At 53.8% G+C, this 15,441-nt stretch carries 8 protein-coding genes, 2 tRNA genes, 1 other RNA gene and 2 pseudogenes; 4 read left to right on the top strand and 9 right to left on the bottom strand.

Annotated features, from left to right (window positions below; genetic code table 11):
- Positions 1-182 precede the first annotated feature (182 nt).
- Together OQH67_RS10815 and OQH67_RS10810 are read left to right on the top strand one after the other, a co-directional pair.
- Positions 183-636, top strand: a pseudogene (locus tag OQH67_RS10815) (NAD(P)H-dependent oxidoreductase).
- A gap of 324 nt (positions 637-960) precedes the next feature.
- Positions 961-1,878 carry a hypothetical protein gene (locus OQH67_RS10810; protein ID WP_215436229.1) on the top strand — a complete coding sequence of 306 codons (918 nt, stop codon included), beginning with the start codon at positions 961-963 and terminating at the stop codon, positions 1,876-1,878.
- 517 nt (positions 1,879-2,395) lie between these two features.
- Here OQH67_RS10810 and OQH67_RS10805 read toward each other — a convergent pair.
- From OQH67_RS10805 to OQH67_RS10795, 3 genes are all read right to left on the bottom strand, one after another.
- A tRNA-Ser gene (locus OQH67_RS10805) sits at positions 2,396-2,488 on the bottom strand.
- Between the two features lie 73 nt (positions 2,489-2,561).
- Positions 2,562-4,277, bottom strand: a complete 1,716-nt coding sequence (locus tag OQH67_RS10800; protein ID WP_215436232.1) for a DUF4139 domain-containing protein — start codon at positions 4,275-4,277, stop codon at positions 2,562-2,564.
- Positions 4,278-4,442: 165 nt separating this feature from the next.
- On the bottom strand, positions 4,443-6,593 hold the full coding sequence (locus OQH67_RS10795) for a RecQ family ATP-dependent DNA helicase (protein ID WP_215436235.1): 2,151 nt from the start codon (positions 6,591-6,593) through the stop codon (positions 4,443-4,445).
- Between the two features lie 212 nt (positions 6,594-6,805).
- Here OQH67_RS10795 and OQH67_RS10790 point away from each other — a divergent pair.
- Both OQH67_RS10790 and ssrA read left to right on the top strand, forming a co-directional pair.
- A tRNA-Arg gene (locus OQH67_RS10790) sits at positions 6,806-6,882 on the top strand.
- Between the two features lie 78 nt (positions 6,883-6,960).
- Positions 6,961-7,321: a transfer-messenger RNA gene (gene ssrA, locus OQH67_RS10785) on the top strand.
- 629 nt (positions 7,322-7,950) lie between these two features.
- Here the strand turns inward: ssrA and OQH67_RS10780 are convergent.
- The 6 genes and pseudogenes from OQH67_RS10780 to OQH67_RS13175 all read right to left on the bottom strand — a co-directional run.
- A complete protein-coding gene (locus tag OQH67_RS10780) occupies positions 7,951-9,819 on the bottom strand; it encodes an alpha-L-fucosidase (RefSeq protein WP_215436241.1) in 1,869 nt (622 codons plus the stop codon).
- 541 nt (positions 9,820-10,360) lie between these two features.
- Positions 10,361-11,503, bottom strand: a complete 1,143-nt coding sequence (locus OQH67_RS10775; RefSeq protein WP_215436245.1) for an acyltransferase family protein — start codon at positions 11,501-11,503, stop codon at positions 10,361-10,363.
- A 24-nt stretch (positions 11,504-11,527) separates the two neighbouring features.
- Positions 11,528-12,619 (bottom strand): adenylyltransferase/cytidyltransferase family protein, encoded by a 1,092-nt coding sequence (locus tag OQH67_RS10770; protein ID WP_218957823.1) that lies wholly within the window; start codon positions 12,617-12,619, stop codon positions 11,528-11,530.
- Between the two features lie 49 nt (positions 12,620-12,668).
- On the bottom strand, positions 12,669-13,820 hold the full coding sequence (locus OQH67_RS10765) for a WecB/TagA/CpsF family glycosyltransferase (protein WP_215436248.1): 1,152 nt from the start codon (positions 13,818-13,820) through the stop codon (positions 12,669-12,671).
- A complete protein-coding gene (locus OQH67_RS10760; protein ID WP_215436251.1) occupies positions 13,813-15,060 on the bottom strand; it encodes a glycosyltransferase family 4 protein in 1,248 nt (415 codons plus the stop codon). The genes OQH67_RS10765 and OQH67_RS10760 overlap by 8 nt, the downstream gene beginning before the upstream one ends.
- 61 nt (positions 15,061-15,121) lie before the next feature.
- Positions 15,122-15,292 (bottom strand): annotated as a pseudogene (locus OQH67_RS13175) (DapH/DapD/GlmU-related protein); the annotation flags it as partial.
- Between the last annotated feature and the right edge of the window lie 149 nt (positions 15,293-15,441).

Genomic DNA, 15,441 nt, shown 5'->3' with positions numbered 1-15,441 from the left:
AAAGAAATAAGTTCCTTCTAAAAAGATTATTTCATCCGGCAAGTTTCCATGCAATAAAACGGGGCCATTTTTTCCGTTCCTCTCCCCGGTTTGACTTGCCCTTTATTCGGAGTTAACCTGGGGACAAGGCAGCCGGAAAACCGTTCCTCCACAGGCGGTCGGTCAACAACCTCATCACCGACATGAACATATCCGTTATTCTGGGACACCCCTACAAGGACAGTTTTAATGCGGCCATGGCCGCGGCAGCCGTGGAAATCCTGAAGGAACATCAACTGGTGGGGGCAGCCTCCCGCCATCATGAAAGGGTGGGTGGACCGCGTTCTGAGGGAGGAAGTAGCCTACATCTTTCCCAAGGAAGACAACGGGGGCGGTCTTCCCATCGGCCTTCTGAAAGCAAAAGCGGCCCTGGTTTTCAATACCTCCAATACCCCGGAGGAGCGCGAACAATCCGTCTTCGGCGATCCCCTCCAGCGCATCTGGAAAGACTGCATCTTTGCTTTCTGCGGCGTAACCGCCTTTGAAAGAAAAATGTTCCGCATCATCGCAGACAGCACGCCCGACGACCGCCGCAAATGGCTGGAAGAAGTACGGGAAACCGTAGCCGACTATTTTCCCGCAGAGAAAAAAGAATGACTCCCAAACAAAAAATTACTTTCACAGGAATTGGGAAAATATGAGGAGTCCGAATTAAACCACGGACCAATTCCCTGCCACAAATGGGACAGGGCAGCATGGTCTTTCCTTTCGAGTAATCGCAAACGAACTCTTTTTCATATTCTCCCTTCAGGAAATATTCCCTCGGAAATATCTTCCGGACAAATAGTTTCCATAAGCTTTGGGAAAAAGTACAACGCAGAGATACCGGCTGGCAATAGCCCCACATGCCAGGGAAGTGGCATTCTTTTCCCTGTTCCGTTTCCTGTTACATGCCTCACAAATATCCTGCAAAACTAAAGCATGTCTAACAACCAAATCATTCGCGTCGTTGCCTACCACTTCCAGGCTGATTGTGAAATTCAAGGCGACAGGCTCACTCGGACGGCCTCCTGTCCAGACCAGGCCCAGATTCTCTCCAGATCGGAAACTGCCATGACCTTGTGGTGGCCCAAATACCGTTCTCTGGAATACCTGCACCGCAACCCCGCTACAGACGAATGGATTCTGCTCAACTCCCGGGGAGGACTGCATTTCCTGTGCACTGACCCTCATGCAAAGGAAGGCACACGCTTCATTGTCTCTCATGAGCATAAGACTGTAGGCTATCTGGTCGCCAAAAATGCCTGTTCCACTCTGCTCGGAACCGCGCTACACGAACACAACGGATACACGATACGCGAAACCGGAGCCCAAAATCCGATATGGAGGGACGGTTTCGCCTGTTCCCAGGTCAGGGGACATGCGAGCTACAATGCGGAAAAACTGGGAAGCTACCGTCACATCATCACCTACCGCAACCCTGTAGACCGCTTCGTCAACCTCTGCAATTATGCCTGGTGCATCGCCGCAAATCTGCTCCTTCCTTACACGGCAGCCTGCAAGGACAAGCGCTGTTTTATTGAAACAATACTCCTGCTCATCAAGCTCAACGACCGGAACTACCCGGATCCCTTTGAAGTTCATCTTCAGTCGCAATATAACCATTTCCTCTTCACCCACCGGATTGACACGGTTATCCGCATAGAGGAATTTTCCGACTACATCCGCAAGGAATGGGGCTGCGAGCCCTACAACTGCAACGTAGATAATAAAAACGAACTGACGGCTGACGACCTCATTCCCGAAGACATAGAACAGCTTAAACAGACATCCTGGGGCAAGGACTGGCTCATCCCCCAATATTACGGCAACCTTGTTTACAAAAACGCCAATAAATAGAGAGGGGCACTTTCCGTCTCCCGGTTCACTTCATCAGCTCCGGTCATGGAATATGCCATGGCCGGAGCTCTTCATTCTTCAACAACTCGATAGAATGTAAGAAGCTTTTGGGGTCTCTTTCTCCAGATATTCCGGAATAAGTTTGACCCCCTCAATCCAGGGCAGGCAGATTGGCCGGGGCACGGTTGTGCAAGCTTTTCCGGTCTTCCTTTTTACCTTTTCATCAATCCAGCTCTTGGGCAGTCCATACCCGATATCCTCCATTTCCAGCGTTGTTGAGTATGACGCTTCTTAGGGCAGACAAAGATATGGCCCTGCCTGCAGCAGAAGGACATATTCCTGGTACAATCAAGAGGATGCTATCTTCCGGCCTCATCTTCACTCTCCTTTCCATTATCTGAGCCTCCCTGAACCGGACATAATAAATTATCCCTGCTTTTCAGCGGCAAGAATATTCCAAGAAATGAAAAAGCCCTGATGTTTCAGGGCTAAACATGCACCAGCATACTGAAAATGCTGGCGGAGCGGGAGGGATTCGAACCCTCGGTACCGGTTTTGCCAGTACGTTCCTTTAGCAAAGGAGTGCTTTCAGCCTCTCAGCCACCGCTCCGTCTGAGTAATGTGTGGGGGAGAAAGTACACACTACTCCAAATGATGTCAATACATAAATATAAGGGCAGGAATTAATCCAGATAAGTATATTGATACTCCAGGTCCTTTTTCTCATCCGGCTTCAGCGTGAGTTTCCACTGGAATTTTCCGTCAGGATTCAGGGAACGGTTCCAATTGGGAAGGCTGGACATTTCTCCTTCTCCCGAAACAGTTTCCGGAGTCCCGATAATGTTCTTGTTTACCTGGAATTCCATGTTCCTGCCGGAAACATTTCTCATGGTCAGAGTTCCCTTTACGGTGTATTTCTGATAGCTGGAGCTTCTCACCTTCACCGGTTCGGAAGAAAGCGTTTCTTCCGAGACATGAACCATGGTTTCCATGGATTTATTCAGCCTGACCAGGACACGTTCTCCCGGATTGGTGAAGGTGAGCGTGCTCTGCCCGGCAAGTCTGCCCTGGGAAACGAATTCCACCATTCCCGTGGACCAGGGCAGATTCAAGCCATTCGTCAACTGGATGCAGTGCCAGACGTCCAGCGGGGAAACCGCCGCCCCGCGGTCGCGGTTCTGGTTCCATTCCGACAGGCCCTTCTGGTTGGGAATGTCCCACGTATAAATGTGGCGGTAGGGAACATCGCCGCCAAACAGGTTTCTGGTCACCGTCTCCCGATACTTGCAGGAAAAATCCGGAAGGGAGTAGAAGAACAAATCCTCCGCCTGTTTGACGGTTCCCGGATCAATGGCCGTGGCCTTCTCCATGGTGAATACGGGCTGCGGAGTGCGGGCCTGGCTCATGTAGTTGTCCATGAGGGACCGGGCGTATTCCGTTCCGGGTTTTTCGGACCCCAGGGCGGCAAACAAGGCGCTCATGTTCTGCTTCATGGAGATGGGAGAAGGCAGCCCGGGCATCGCCAGGCGAGGGAAGCCGGAAATAAGCTCCATATCCACCTTCTCCAAATCCATCAGTTCATTCATGATCGTCGCCTTGCACTGCAATTGTGCATGTCCTTCCGCACCCAGCTCTACCCGGTAGGTGGGCAGCCAGCTGATCCCGGAAGACAGGCTGTTCACGGTCACCGTTTTTCCCGGAGCCGGTTTTTCAAGGTTCATCACCAACCGCGTTCTGTCCGTCGTCCAGGTGGGAAAGGAAATCTCCTTTTCCAGAAACTCGACCTGTTGAACCGCGGCTTCCTGGAGCACCACATGTCCGGTCTCCGTCTGCATCAGGAGGCTTCCCGCCATCGCAAAGGAAGACCTGTTCATGTCCCGGCCGTCTTCCACAGGAGAAGAAAGGGAGCCCATCAAATTGGGACGATTGGATTCCCGGACCTTGTTGTTCACTGGCTTCACCATTCTTCCTACAATCATTCCTCCTTCTGTGGTTGTGATCTTGATCAGCTTTCCGGCATTGGCGGCAAGCAATTCATTCCTGCCGTATTCCGGCTTGGGGATGATTTCCTTCACCTTGCTGCTGATCAATTCCCGGACGGAAACGCCCTGCTCTGCGGAAAGCCAGAATGATCCGTAGGAAGGAGTGGGAAGCCCGGCCAGCTCCATGGAGGAGCCTTCCGCCGTCTTCCCTTCCAGCGTCACCGTGCCGTACCCGTTTTTGAACAGGGCCAGCTTTTTGGGAACCATCTTTACACTTGGCAGGGAAGGTTCTCCAGAGGTAGCGTCAGGCATGGAAGCCCATCCGCAAGTTCCAAACAGGAAGAATGGAAGCAGTCCGGCCCCGGCGGCCAGAACCAGACGCTCCGCACCAGTCATGGTATCATTGTCTGTTTTCATGAATACAGACTAAACAGCCCGTTTTCAGAAAATCAACCTTCAACCACCCTCCGCAGGCAAATGTAACTCCGTTGTAACATTCAGTTGCCAGACAACGGATAAAAATGGAAGTATTTCCCTTTCTGAGAGATCGGGAGGAAAGCGCAAGACGGAAAGACCGGCCTCCTACACGCCGCAATGTTCGGCGATTATCTCCAGAAAATCATCCAGATAACGTGCGGCCTTCCGCTCCCCGATGCCGTGTATGTTCATGGCCCCCCGGCGCGTAGTAGGTTTCAGCCGGGCCATGGCTTCCAGCGTGGAATTGTGGAAAACCGCGTAAGCGGGTATTCCGGCTTCCCGGGCCAGTTCATTCCGCAGTTCTTTCAATTTCATAAATAAATCTTCATCAAACTCCCCCAGGGCGGCAAAATCCCCCGTGGAGCGGACCCTGGTCTGCCCCCTGCGGTCCGGGGCAGCGCTCCTGCGGGCGAAAGGCCAGATCATGGAAACCTCCTGCCTGCCCATCATCACCTCGTTCCCCTTCGGGCTCAGGGTAACCAGGGGGCGGTCCGCTTCCCCGCTCATTTTAGTGAGGCCCGCCATTTGCATGGCGCGGAACAACTGGCGTATATCGTCCTCACTCCAAGATGAAAGAATGCCGTACGTACTCAGCCGGACCAGAGACGTCTTCAACAAATCCTGTGACTTGGACCCCTTGAGCATGTGGATGACTTTCGTCCTGCCCCAGCGTCCCTGCCAGGAACCGTCCGCCTGCCGGACGGAAGCGCGTGCAATGCCGCTCAACGCCTGCCGCACGACTCTGGTTTCCTCCTCCCCCATCACCTGGCCTTCCTCCACTCCCAGGGCCATGCACTGGTCACAGCGGCCGCAGGGAACGGCCCCTTCCTCTCCAAAGTAATTCAGAATCCACTGCTGGCGGCATCCGGCCGAATAGGCAAACTCCGTCATGGCCTTCAGCTTCTCGCGGTCGCGCACCTCCTTCTCCCGGATGGCCCGTTCGTCCAGAGGTATCTTCAGGCCGCTCATGGACGGGTCCGCCACCCTGGTCAGCTTCACCCGCTGCCCCGGAACATCATGGCGGCTGATGGCTCCGTTGCGCATCAGGACGGACAGCGCCGCTCCCACCTGCATGGCATTCCGGCACTTGAGGCGTTCCGCCATTTCCTCCAGAGTCCAGGACACCTCGTGAGACTCCGCGCTGCAATGCTTCCGCAGCAACTCATACAGCTCCACAATAAGAGGCACGCCGGGATTGACTCCCTCAATGAAAAACTCCTGCGTCCTCAAGTCCGCATGGTTGAATAAAAGCTCACAATAAGCGTCCCGGCCGTCGCGTCCGGCCCGCCCGGCTTCCTGGTAAAAGGCTTCCACACTGCCGGGAATCTCAAAATGGGCCACAAACCTGACATCCGCACGGTCAATCCCCATGCCGAAGGCATTCGTGGCAATGACGATGTCCGCCTGACGGTTCATAAAGGCATTCTGCGCCTCCTCCCGCTGGGCGTCCGTCATGCCGGCATGGTAGGCTGTAACGCTCAGGCCCAGATCGGAAAGCGCCTCATACACCTGTTCCACCTTCTTGCGGGTGGAACAGTAAATGATACCCGTTTTGTTGCGTTTTACAAGATCGTACAGTCTCTTGTACTTCTCCTTGTGCGTATCACAGGCGGTAATCCGGAAATGCAGGTTCTCCCGGGCAAAACCGCGCACGATGGTCACAGGGTCTTCCAGATGCAGATGCTCCAGAATATCGTCCCGCACGCGGGGCGTAGCCGTGGCGGTCAGGGCCGCGACCTGCGGCCGCCCCATGGCTTCAATCGCGCGGCCAAGTTTCAAATAATCCGGACGGAAATCGTGCCCCCACTGGCTCAGGCAATGGGCCTCGTCCACGGCCACCATGTTCACGTCCACCTCCGCCAGGGCCCGCATGAATCCCTCATGGCCGAAACGTTCCGGAGCCACATACACCAGCTTGTAGCTTCCTTCCTTCATGCCGGACAGGCGTTCCTTCTGTTCCGGGAAACTCAGGGAGCTGTTGATCATGGTCGCGGGAATGCCTTTGGCCACAAGGGCATCCACCTGGTCCTTCATCAGGGCAATCAGCGGGCTGACCACCAGGCATACGCCCTCCCGGCACAGGGCGGGAAGCTGGTAGCACAGGGACTTGCCGCCCCCGGTAGGCATCACCACCAGAACGTTGCGCCCCTCCATGATGGCAGCCACCACACGGTCCTGCCCCTCCCTCAGCCCGGAAAACCCGAAGTGTTCCTTCAATGCCTCCATGGGAGATCTGATCAGCTTGAACCCACTCATCTTCACACACAGTGTGCCACAGGACACGCCATCGCGCAACGCCTTTCCCCATGAGCAGAAGGGAATGCCAGCCGGCCGGCATGGGAAAATTCCGTCCCTGGGGAAAAAGAAAATGCCGATTATTTTATCAAATTACATCACAAACATCTTGACTTTCCCGGAGAAAAATCTATATTTCTCTCACCGCTTATGCGGTAACGACGCAAGTCAAAGCGCCCGTAGCTCAATTGGATAGAGCGTCTGACTACGGATCAGAAGGTTTGGGGTTCGAATCCCTACGGGCGTGCCACTTGCATCACATCCGGTAAAACATCATTCCTGCCTGAACACGACGGCAGGATTTTTTGTCTATACCGGCAATACATATGGGGGCGCCATGGTTTCGACTGGAAGTCTGCGGTGCTGGCTGCATGTGAAGGTTAATCGGCTGGCCTTCTAAAAAGCCGATTAAAAAAATAAATGCAGAGTCTAACGACCTTGCTCTGGCTGCCTAATTAGTTCAGCCGCGTCAGAACCTCAACGCCTGCTAGAGGGGATGATGAAAGCTTAGCAGGCTGGTGCAATGCGGGGTTGCCGCGCAACGCACGAGACTTCCACAGGCAACTAGCGAGCCTGCTTAGTTGGCGCATGACGAAGCGGCCGCGAAACGCAGCAACATGCGTCTGAACATGGAGATGCCGGTATCAACGGCCTTCAGGACACGGGTTCGACTCCCGTCGCCTCCACCATTTCACAACAACCGCAAGCGTTTGAAATAGAATGCTTTCGGTTGTTGTTTTCTTGAAACTGCAAAACATAAAAACGGGGTTTTTAAAGACATTGTCTTGCAGTGATAGACATCTTTTCGTCGTGATTCGCGACGGTATTATTGCTTCTTCCCCGAAGTGTCGATAACGAGAAGGTAAAGGTACCCTTCATTTTCTGGCGTGCTGTTCGAGTTGGCAACGCGTACTACCACTTCATGGAAAGTTTCCGCCTGTTCCTGGGAAATATCATCCTGTGAAAAACGTCGGGCCCAAACAAAGCCGTTCCTATCCGGAAATACGGCCGTCAGGATAATGTTTCTATATAAATTTGAAGTATCCCTATCCCCGCCTCCAACGCGCCACGATTGCAGAGCAAACGGATATGTAGCCGTTAATGCAAGCATGGTAAGCGGAAAAACATTTGGGCCGCTTTCTTTTTACATAAGATGTCTTAATTACTCATTAAGGAACAAGCATCCTTCTTCTTATCAGCCGCCGCATTGCTGCCTGGCAGTCCTTCCTGTTGAAGTACACCGGAGCAAGACCCAAATTTCCATTTGCCTGGTTTCCTTGCCCTCTTTTCCCTCATGGAAAGACCCTTATAGGCCATGTTAAAGCAAATCCAGTTCGGCAACAGCCGCTTTGCGTGCTCCCCCGGCGCCCTTTTTAGCGCTGAATTTGACGAATCTGGCTTCAACGGGAGCAAAATTGACCTCCTGCTCCACCGGATTGTTGACGATATTGCCGAAACGACCTGAAGCCACTGAATTTCCCCACGTTTTTCCGTCGCTGCTGAGACGGATATCATACATTTCAATATGGCCCGGGCCTCCCTCCATCACAGGCGTATAAATCAACCCGGCAATTTTCTGCACTTTTCCCGTATCAATAATAATGTCACAGCCTTTGGGAGGCAGGCCCACTTCCACATAAGTATCCGTTTTCCCGTCTTTCAGCCGCTCCAACTGGGCCGCGGGAAGTTTTTTTTCGGCAACGGTTATTTTCCATTCCTTCCTGTCCAGCTTCCGAACGGATTCCACGTTTTCCTCCGTTGAGAACGGGGCCAGATAATATAAAGACAAATTGCTGAATGAAATGGATTTGCGGGAATCCAGAAAGCGTATCTTCAATTTATCAGACTTCACCGCCTCCGGTAGCCTGATCATTTTACGGAATCCGATGGTAGTACTTTCAGCCAAGGGTTTCCATTGGCCGTCCAGCCACGCATCCACGGCAAAGCGCTCCACACGCTGACCGTAGTCACGGACATTTTCCTGAAGCTTGATTACATTGAACTCTTTTTCTCCGGGCAATTGGACTTCAACCTGCGCCTGGGTTGTACCATCGGCAGTGGCCCAGCCTGTAAAAGGATTGTTGTCAAACAAAAGCCCGGAGTCCGGATTTCCGGTCCACCCGGAAAGGGCTTTTGCCCGCGCGCCCTTGGCCAAGTCGTTTTTTTTCATCTTTTCAATCACCCGTCCGAATTGAATTATCCTCCTGGCGTCCGCCTCCGGAATGATTCCTTCCTTATTGGGAGAGAGATTGGGAAGAACATTGGAGTTTTGTCCGACCGTTGAAAAATAACAGTCCACCAGATAATCAAGGGATTTGGTGGATTTGTCGTCGCGCTCATGGTAAAACCAGCCTCTGCGGATGGGGAGGCCTGCACGTGAAGGGTACCAGACGAGCTGCTTTTTCCCCACAAGACTGTCAATGGAACCCAGATTCCTGTCTTTAGCCCGAATCCCCACATTATTTCCGCCAAACAGGCGTGACGAAGCCGTAACTCCCTGGACGCACCATTCCGTTTCCCGACCTCGTCCCATCTCATTCCCGCCCCACCGAACATCGGGAGCCGCCCCGGAAAGAAGAACGTCCGGCTGCAATTCCCTGGCCTTTTTAAAGATCCTCTCCCAGTCGAAGGGAGTCCGTTTCCCGTTGACTTTGCTGTCCACCCCGGCGCCGTCAAACCATAAAAGATAAACCGGGCCGTAATTGGTCAGCAGTTCTTCCAGTTGGTTGACGTAGAAATCATTGTACTTTTCCGTCCCAAAGCTTTTTTCATGCATGTCCCACGGAGAAAGGTAGATGCAGAATTTCATGCCCAGTTCCCGGCAGGCCGTAGAGACTTCCCTGACTAGGTCTCCCTTTCCTCCCTTGTAGGGAGAACGGGAAATATTGTGATCCGTCCATTTGGTGGGCCACATGCAGAATCCGTCATGGTGCTTCGCTACAAAGATAACTCCCGTTACGCCGGCATCCTTAAACGTTTTTACCCAGGAACGGGCATCCAGCCGGGAAGGATTGAAAATTTCAGGTGCCTCCTTTCCGGTTCCCCATTCCACACCGGTAAACGTATTCATGCCGAAATGGATGAAGCCCAGCATTTCCCGCTGTTGGTAATCCAGTTGACGACTGGAAGGCCTTACCTTGACCGCCATATCCACCAGCTTTTCCCGCGAAGCCTGTTCCGGAACCATGACGGATATACCTTCCTTTCCCTTTCCACACGTAACAGCCGGATAACTCAGCAAACCACAGAGCAACAGGACGCGAAGCTGAATAAAGGCAGTCATCTTTTTTAAATCAATAAGTTTTCTTCTTTTATTTGTATATTAATAATAATCTGTTAGCAACAATATTCTTTCATTTCCTTCCAGGCCATCCCATCAGTTGGGCTGAAATGGCCGGGGCTGCTGGCTTCCGGACGGCAGCGGTTCCGCACGGGTTTGCCCTTCAAGAATCCCAGGGAACGTGCAGGCCTCCTTACGTCATTTAATGAATGCCGGATATCCTTCGGAACTGGAATCTCAAAGTGCCGTTCGAATGAAAATCTCCATGTTGAATGAAGTTGTGAAGCGGGGCGCCAGAAAAGGTTTGTCCGTGGAAGAAGGGATATTGAGCACGGCAAAGGAGAAATGGGAAAAGGGTTGCCAACAGAGATTCATTTGAAAAGATGATAGCGGCTCAAGCATGGAGGACCCGTTTTTCCAGATAAGCCTCAGAAAAATCGGAGGACCTCTAAAGAGGGGGCTCATTGAGGGAAGCGGACCGGGGAAAGGCGGCGGCAAATATCTTCTCTTCCTGTCCGTCAGTCACCGGCTTTCTCCGCTTTTGGGCAAAGATCAGATATTCCCAACCGGGGTAATGCCGGACCACCTGACGATGAAGAAAGAATGCTCCCGCAAATACCAGGACCGCCGCAATCACGGGAGAAGGAAGTACCTCTGGAAGGAGTCTTGAGAGGAGCGGCATCAAGTAGGGAAGGATCAGGCAATGGACGGCATAAATGAAGAAGAAGAGGGGAGCGCATGCCCGCGCCACGTTACGAAAGAACTTCTTTTCCGCCAGAAGAACGCACAGGGAGCCCATACCCAGAATCCCCGGAATCCAGCAAGGTATGGTGTGCAGAGTTTCCGTGGAAAGGACGCCGCAATGGTTCATCCACGCTATTGCCACCCACGCGGGGAGGGAAAGGCAACTTGTTTTTTTCAGGAACAGCTTAATTTCGCCCAGCGTCAGAGAGGAAAGGCAGAACCCCATCATAAAAAAGGCCAGAGAATCCGCCCAAGGAACCTGGGGAGGGTCGGAAAACAGCGCGTTGATCTCCGGAAACAACGTCACAGAGAAGAGAACGGCAACCGTTGCGGGAATCAGCAGCCTTCTTTTTCCGAGGACGAATAAAAACGAAGAGAGCATGCTCAGCGCCATCACGTATTTCAGGAACCACAGGGGGCCGTCGTAGGGAAAGGTAGTACCGACTCCCGTCAGCTTCCACGGCAGCATGCTCCAGTCCCATGTACTTGAATAACCCAGGTTCAAATAAATCAAATGCCTGAAGAACGCTTCCAGGCAAGCTGCGGCGTTCCACGCCAGATAAAAGAGAATATATCTGCACGGGGAATGCCGCCAGTCGAACGTTTTCCTGCGTCCCACAAAGTAGGCCGCTGCCATGAACAGAAAAGGCACTCTCTGGAAGAACAGCGGGAATTCCATGCCGTTTCCCGAAGCATGGAATAGAATGATGAAGAACAACCCCAGCACCCTGCCCAGGTCAAGCCAGCATTCCCGCGGGGTTCTTCCGGAAACCGGTTCAAGCACAGCGGCCACGGAAGAACCCGGTTCCTTTTCCGGTTCCCGCTCTGCCCCGCATTCGCTAATCATGCACCTTTTCATTCCGGAAAATAATCAGAACGGACTTTTACAAAACGGTTCCACGGCTCTCATGCCGCCATGGAGGCAAACCGCGGCATCCCTGTCCTCCCGGGAAGCGAACAGATACAGGGCATATCCGCCGAATCCGCCTCCCAGATATTTTTTGGCGAGCTCTTCTCCTACGACCGGGAGGGGAGCCATGCCTTCCTGGAGCTGCACGCTGTGGTACAGTGCCACGCCGGCAGCCAGTTCATGAATATTGCGCTCCATCACGCCGGCGCGGGCGATCAGGGAAGACTGGGCTATGCGGTCATAATTTCTGCAGCCGTCAGCCATTCCCGGCGTATCATGCGCATACCCGGTGTGAAAAATCGCCATCCTGCCTGCCAGAAAATCACCGGTACTCTTGATATCCAGCACGGGAGAGGCGCCGGACCTCCAGACGCACAAGCCCGTTTCCGCAATCACGGCGGGGTCCTGCCAGCCTACTCCCAGGTCAAGCTCCGACTGGACGGGGTCCCTGCCCTGCAGCATGGCCCAGGCACCGCTGCCCCCCAGTCCGGCACGGAGTTCATAAGGCCAGTGATCCAGGGAAACAAACGGACTGATCGCACAGTTGACAATATACGCCCCGGGCCGCGCATAGCGGGGAACGTCCAGCCAGCCTCCTGCAAAATCCACGCGCAGCGGAACACTGGCCGGAGCCTTGATTCTGTTCACAAGCTGGGTGGTGGAAATTGGTTCCGGGCAGGGAGGCGTTTTGGGAAGCACCACATACCGAGCTCCGGTCCGTGCACATAATTCCTTTTTAAGATCGCCGTAACAGTCATCTTCCGTAACGGCCAAAATATCGGGCCGCTCTTTGAGAAAAACGTGTTCAAAGTCCATTCCCGGTGTCAGGCTTTCTCCGCATACCACCTTGTCCACCATGCACAGGCTTTCCAGAATCACTTTTTTATGGTCATCGGGAATGGACGGTTTTCTGCGCCTGCTTTCCCAGAGTACCTGTTCCGATGCAAAGGAAACGATGAGGTAATCCCCCAATGACCGGGCTTCACGGAAAAACTGAATATGCCCTGCATGGATGATATCGTAAAAGCCGGAAACAAAAATTTTAGTAATCATGGTTTAAATATATAAATGTAGCGGCGGAAGCCTGAAGAATCGGGAAATGTTAACGATGGAAGGACGAAACTGCTGGTTCAGAGGAGCCGGGTCCCGCTTCCAGAGCCATGGCCTCCAATTCCCGGTTTGCTCCCACATAGTCCTCAAAAAGAACCGGGTATTCCGGCAAAAGCGGCGGAAGATCCTCCGGAGCCTTCACGTTATGCCGCCTTCCCAGTTTTATCCTGACCAGGCGCTGGAGTTCGCAAAAAGCCATCGGAACAAGCCTGGCGTTGGGGGGCAGATTCCAGAATCCCGCATCGTCACTGATAATGATGAATTTCCGGTCCTTTTCCCTGCCCCATGATTCCAGCAGTTCTCCCATATGGCCGGGAACCTGCCCAAAACACGAAACCAGGGTGCAGGGCAAACGGGGAGTCTCTCCTCCCCATCCGGATGAGTCCCCCGGTCTGGCGGCTTTTTGCCGTTGTTTTTCCCGGATAAAAATCCAGGGCAATACGGAGATGATTTTCCAGCAGCGTTTCATTTGCTTTCGCGGTTCATTGAAAATGCGGTAGAGAAATTCGAGTTTGCAGGCCACCATCCAGTCCGGAGCCCTCCTGATGCGGCCGCCGGCGGCAAAGTGAAAAACGGCGCCCACGGCTACCATAATTCCCCGCTGAAGATGGGGGCACAGCCTGTTCATGAATACCTCCTGCTTGGGGGCGCCCAGTGAAATCCAGATAATGTCCGGCAGGTATTCATTGATCCGCGCCGCAATGGCGCCGTAATCAAACTCATCCGCAGCGCAGAAAGGCAATTCCTCAAAAGGCATGTATCCCACGCGGGGATCCTCCCGCACCAGGGTCCGGCGCAGGGCGTCCAGCGTGTCGCGAGTTCCCCCCAGAAACATCATTCTGTATTTTTTCATAGCGATGACATCGTGGAAAATCTGGGCGCCGCAATACTGGGGCCTGTCCGCATGCAGCAGCCATTTCAGATAAACGGGTACCCAGCCGCTGTCGCAAATGGTCAGTAGGGCTCCGCCCAGCACCTTCCGGTATTCCCGGTTGCGCTGCACCTCGGAAAGTACGTGGCCGTCCGCCACGCAGATGTATCCCTTCCCTCCGGAACGGAGCACCCCGTCCATGCGCTGGAAAACGCGTTCCCTGTCAAATTCGTATCTTATGCTGAAATAGGTCTCCATACGGTTTTCATTCATGGGCAATGCGGTGGCCTTCCAGAATTTCATGGTAAATTCCGGCCATTCTTTCCGCCTTGCGGTTCCAGTCCAGTTCCCTCTGCTTGGCGCGGAACGCTCCATCCATCTCCTGCAATATTTTCCTGTTGTGGAAAAAGAAACGGATGCGTTCCGCAAAGTCCCGGGCGGACTGTCCGGGACGGGACAGGGGTATCTTGCATCCCACGGTTTCGTCAACAATGGTCCCCATGCCGCAGGTATCAAAACAGAGCACGGGCAGCCTGTTCATCAAGGCTTCTACAAGCACGGTGGAGGTAGCCTCCATGATACTCGGGAAAAAAAACAGATCGCTTCCGCGCATGAATCCCTGGACTTCCTCATTAGAGACCATTCCATGCCACACGCACTTCCCCTCCACTCCCAGCCGTTCCGCCAGATTCCGGCAGTCCCGCTCTTTCTCCCCTCCTCCGCAGACATGCAGCTTCAAATCCGGCAAGTCTCGGAGATAGCTGAGGGTTTTTAATGCCAGGGCCAGTTGTTTGGTTGGGATCATGCGTCCCGCCCACAACAACCTGAATTCCCTGCCGTTCTTTTCCGGACGGACGGCATCCGGCCGGGCAAAACAGCCGGTTTCACTCATTAAGAACACCTTCCTGCGGTGGCAACGTTCCATGATCTCCCTCACCCCCTGGACGGAAGCCAGGACGGCATCAGCCCTCTTCACAGCTTTCCGCACCCTGGGCTGGAATCTGGCCTGAGCGGCATTGATCACGTTTTTCAATGCCGCCTGTACCGCCCGCTTCCAGCCGCTTTCCCACAAATAGGCCACCGGAGCATTCTCCATGCCGCCCACCGGTCCCCATACATAGGGAACTCCCTTGATTTTCCACAACATTCCCGGCTCCCGAAAGCCGATCATGTTTAACTGGTGAATGAGATCGATACGGTTTTCCTCCATGATTTTCCGCGCCAGAACAAGCGCCCGTTCCTGCCACCGCCTGTAATGATGGTAAAAGCGCCAGTCCCCCTGGTTCCAGCACATCCGGCGCACCTTCTCCGGCACGGGAAGATAATGGAACACGATGTTGCCGGCCTGCGGCAGACGGACGAGTTCCCTTTCGATGTTCTCCTGCCATTCCCCCTCCGTAATGACGTGCACCCTGCAGTGCTGGGCCAGATGAATGACCCAGTTCCACCCCATGCCGGGTTCGCTGCCCCAGTCCGGGTTGACGGCGTAAGCGTTGATCAGGACTTGCATCATGATTTGTTCATTTCAGTGAATCAAGGTAGTTCCGGTGCCTTTCCTCCTCTGCGGAAGTGGCAAAGCGGCGGCGGATGACCCTGGCCGGATTGCCCCCTGCAATGGTCATGGGCGGCACGTCTCCGGTCACTACGGCCCCAGCCGCGACAATCGCTCCGTCCCCGACGGAAACACCCCCCAGAATAACAGCCCCATGACCTATCCATACATCATTGCCGATGACCGTCATTCCGTCTTCCCAATTCCGGGGAGAATCCCAGATGGTGCATCCAGGCAGGCTGAAGGAATGCTCCCTCCTTCCAATGAACGAGACGCGGGCCGCGCACAGGACGCTGTTCCCAAAACGTATATCGCATGAAACATGGCAATGCGGCCCCAATT

This window comes from Akkermansia biwaensis, assembly GCF_026072915.1.
In the GTDB taxonomy this organism is placed as follows: Bacteria; Verrucomicrobiota; Verrucomicrobiia; order Verrucomicrobiales; family Akkermansiaceae; genus Akkermansia; species Akkermansia biwaensis.
The sequence above is the reverse complement of the archived record's forward strand: the minus strand, read 5'-3'. Positions and strand labels throughout refer to the sequence as shown.

Excerpts from the sequence above, each read along its gene's own strand:
- OQH67_RS10765 (WP_215436248.1), bottom strand. The coding sequence starts at position 13,820 with ATGAATGAAAACCGTATGGAGACCTATTTCAGCATAAGATACGAATTT.
- OQH67_RS10770 (WP_218957823.1), bottom strand. The coding sequence starts at position 12,619 with ATGATTACTAAAATTTTTGTTTCCGGCTTTTACGATATCATCCATGCA.
- OQH67_RS10795 (WP_215436235.1), bottom strand. The coding sequence starts at position 6,593 with ATGAGTGGGTTCAAGCTGATCAGATCTCCCATGGAGGCATTGAAGGAA.
- OQH67_RS10775 (WP_215436245.1), bottom strand. The coding sequence starts at position 11,503 with ATGATTAGCGAATGCGGGGCAGAGCGGGAACCGGAAAAGGAACCGGGT.
- OQH67_RS10760 (WP_215436251.1), bottom strand. The coding sequence starts at position 15,060 with ATGATGCAAGTCCTGATCAACGCTTACGCCGTCAACCCGGACTGGGGC.
- OQH67_RS10810 (WP_215436229.1), top strand. The coding sequence starts at position 961 with ATGTCTAACAACCAAATCATTCGCGTCGTTGCCTACCACTTCCAGGCT.
- OQH67_RS10780 (WP_215436241.1), bottom strand. The coding sequence starts at position 9,819 with ATGGTTCCGGAACAGGCTTCGCGGGAAAAGCTGGTGGATATGGCGGTC.
- OQH67_RS10800 (WP_215436232.1), bottom strand. The coding sequence starts at position 4,277 with ATGAAAACAGACAATGATACCATGACTGGTGCGGAGCGTCTGGTTCTG.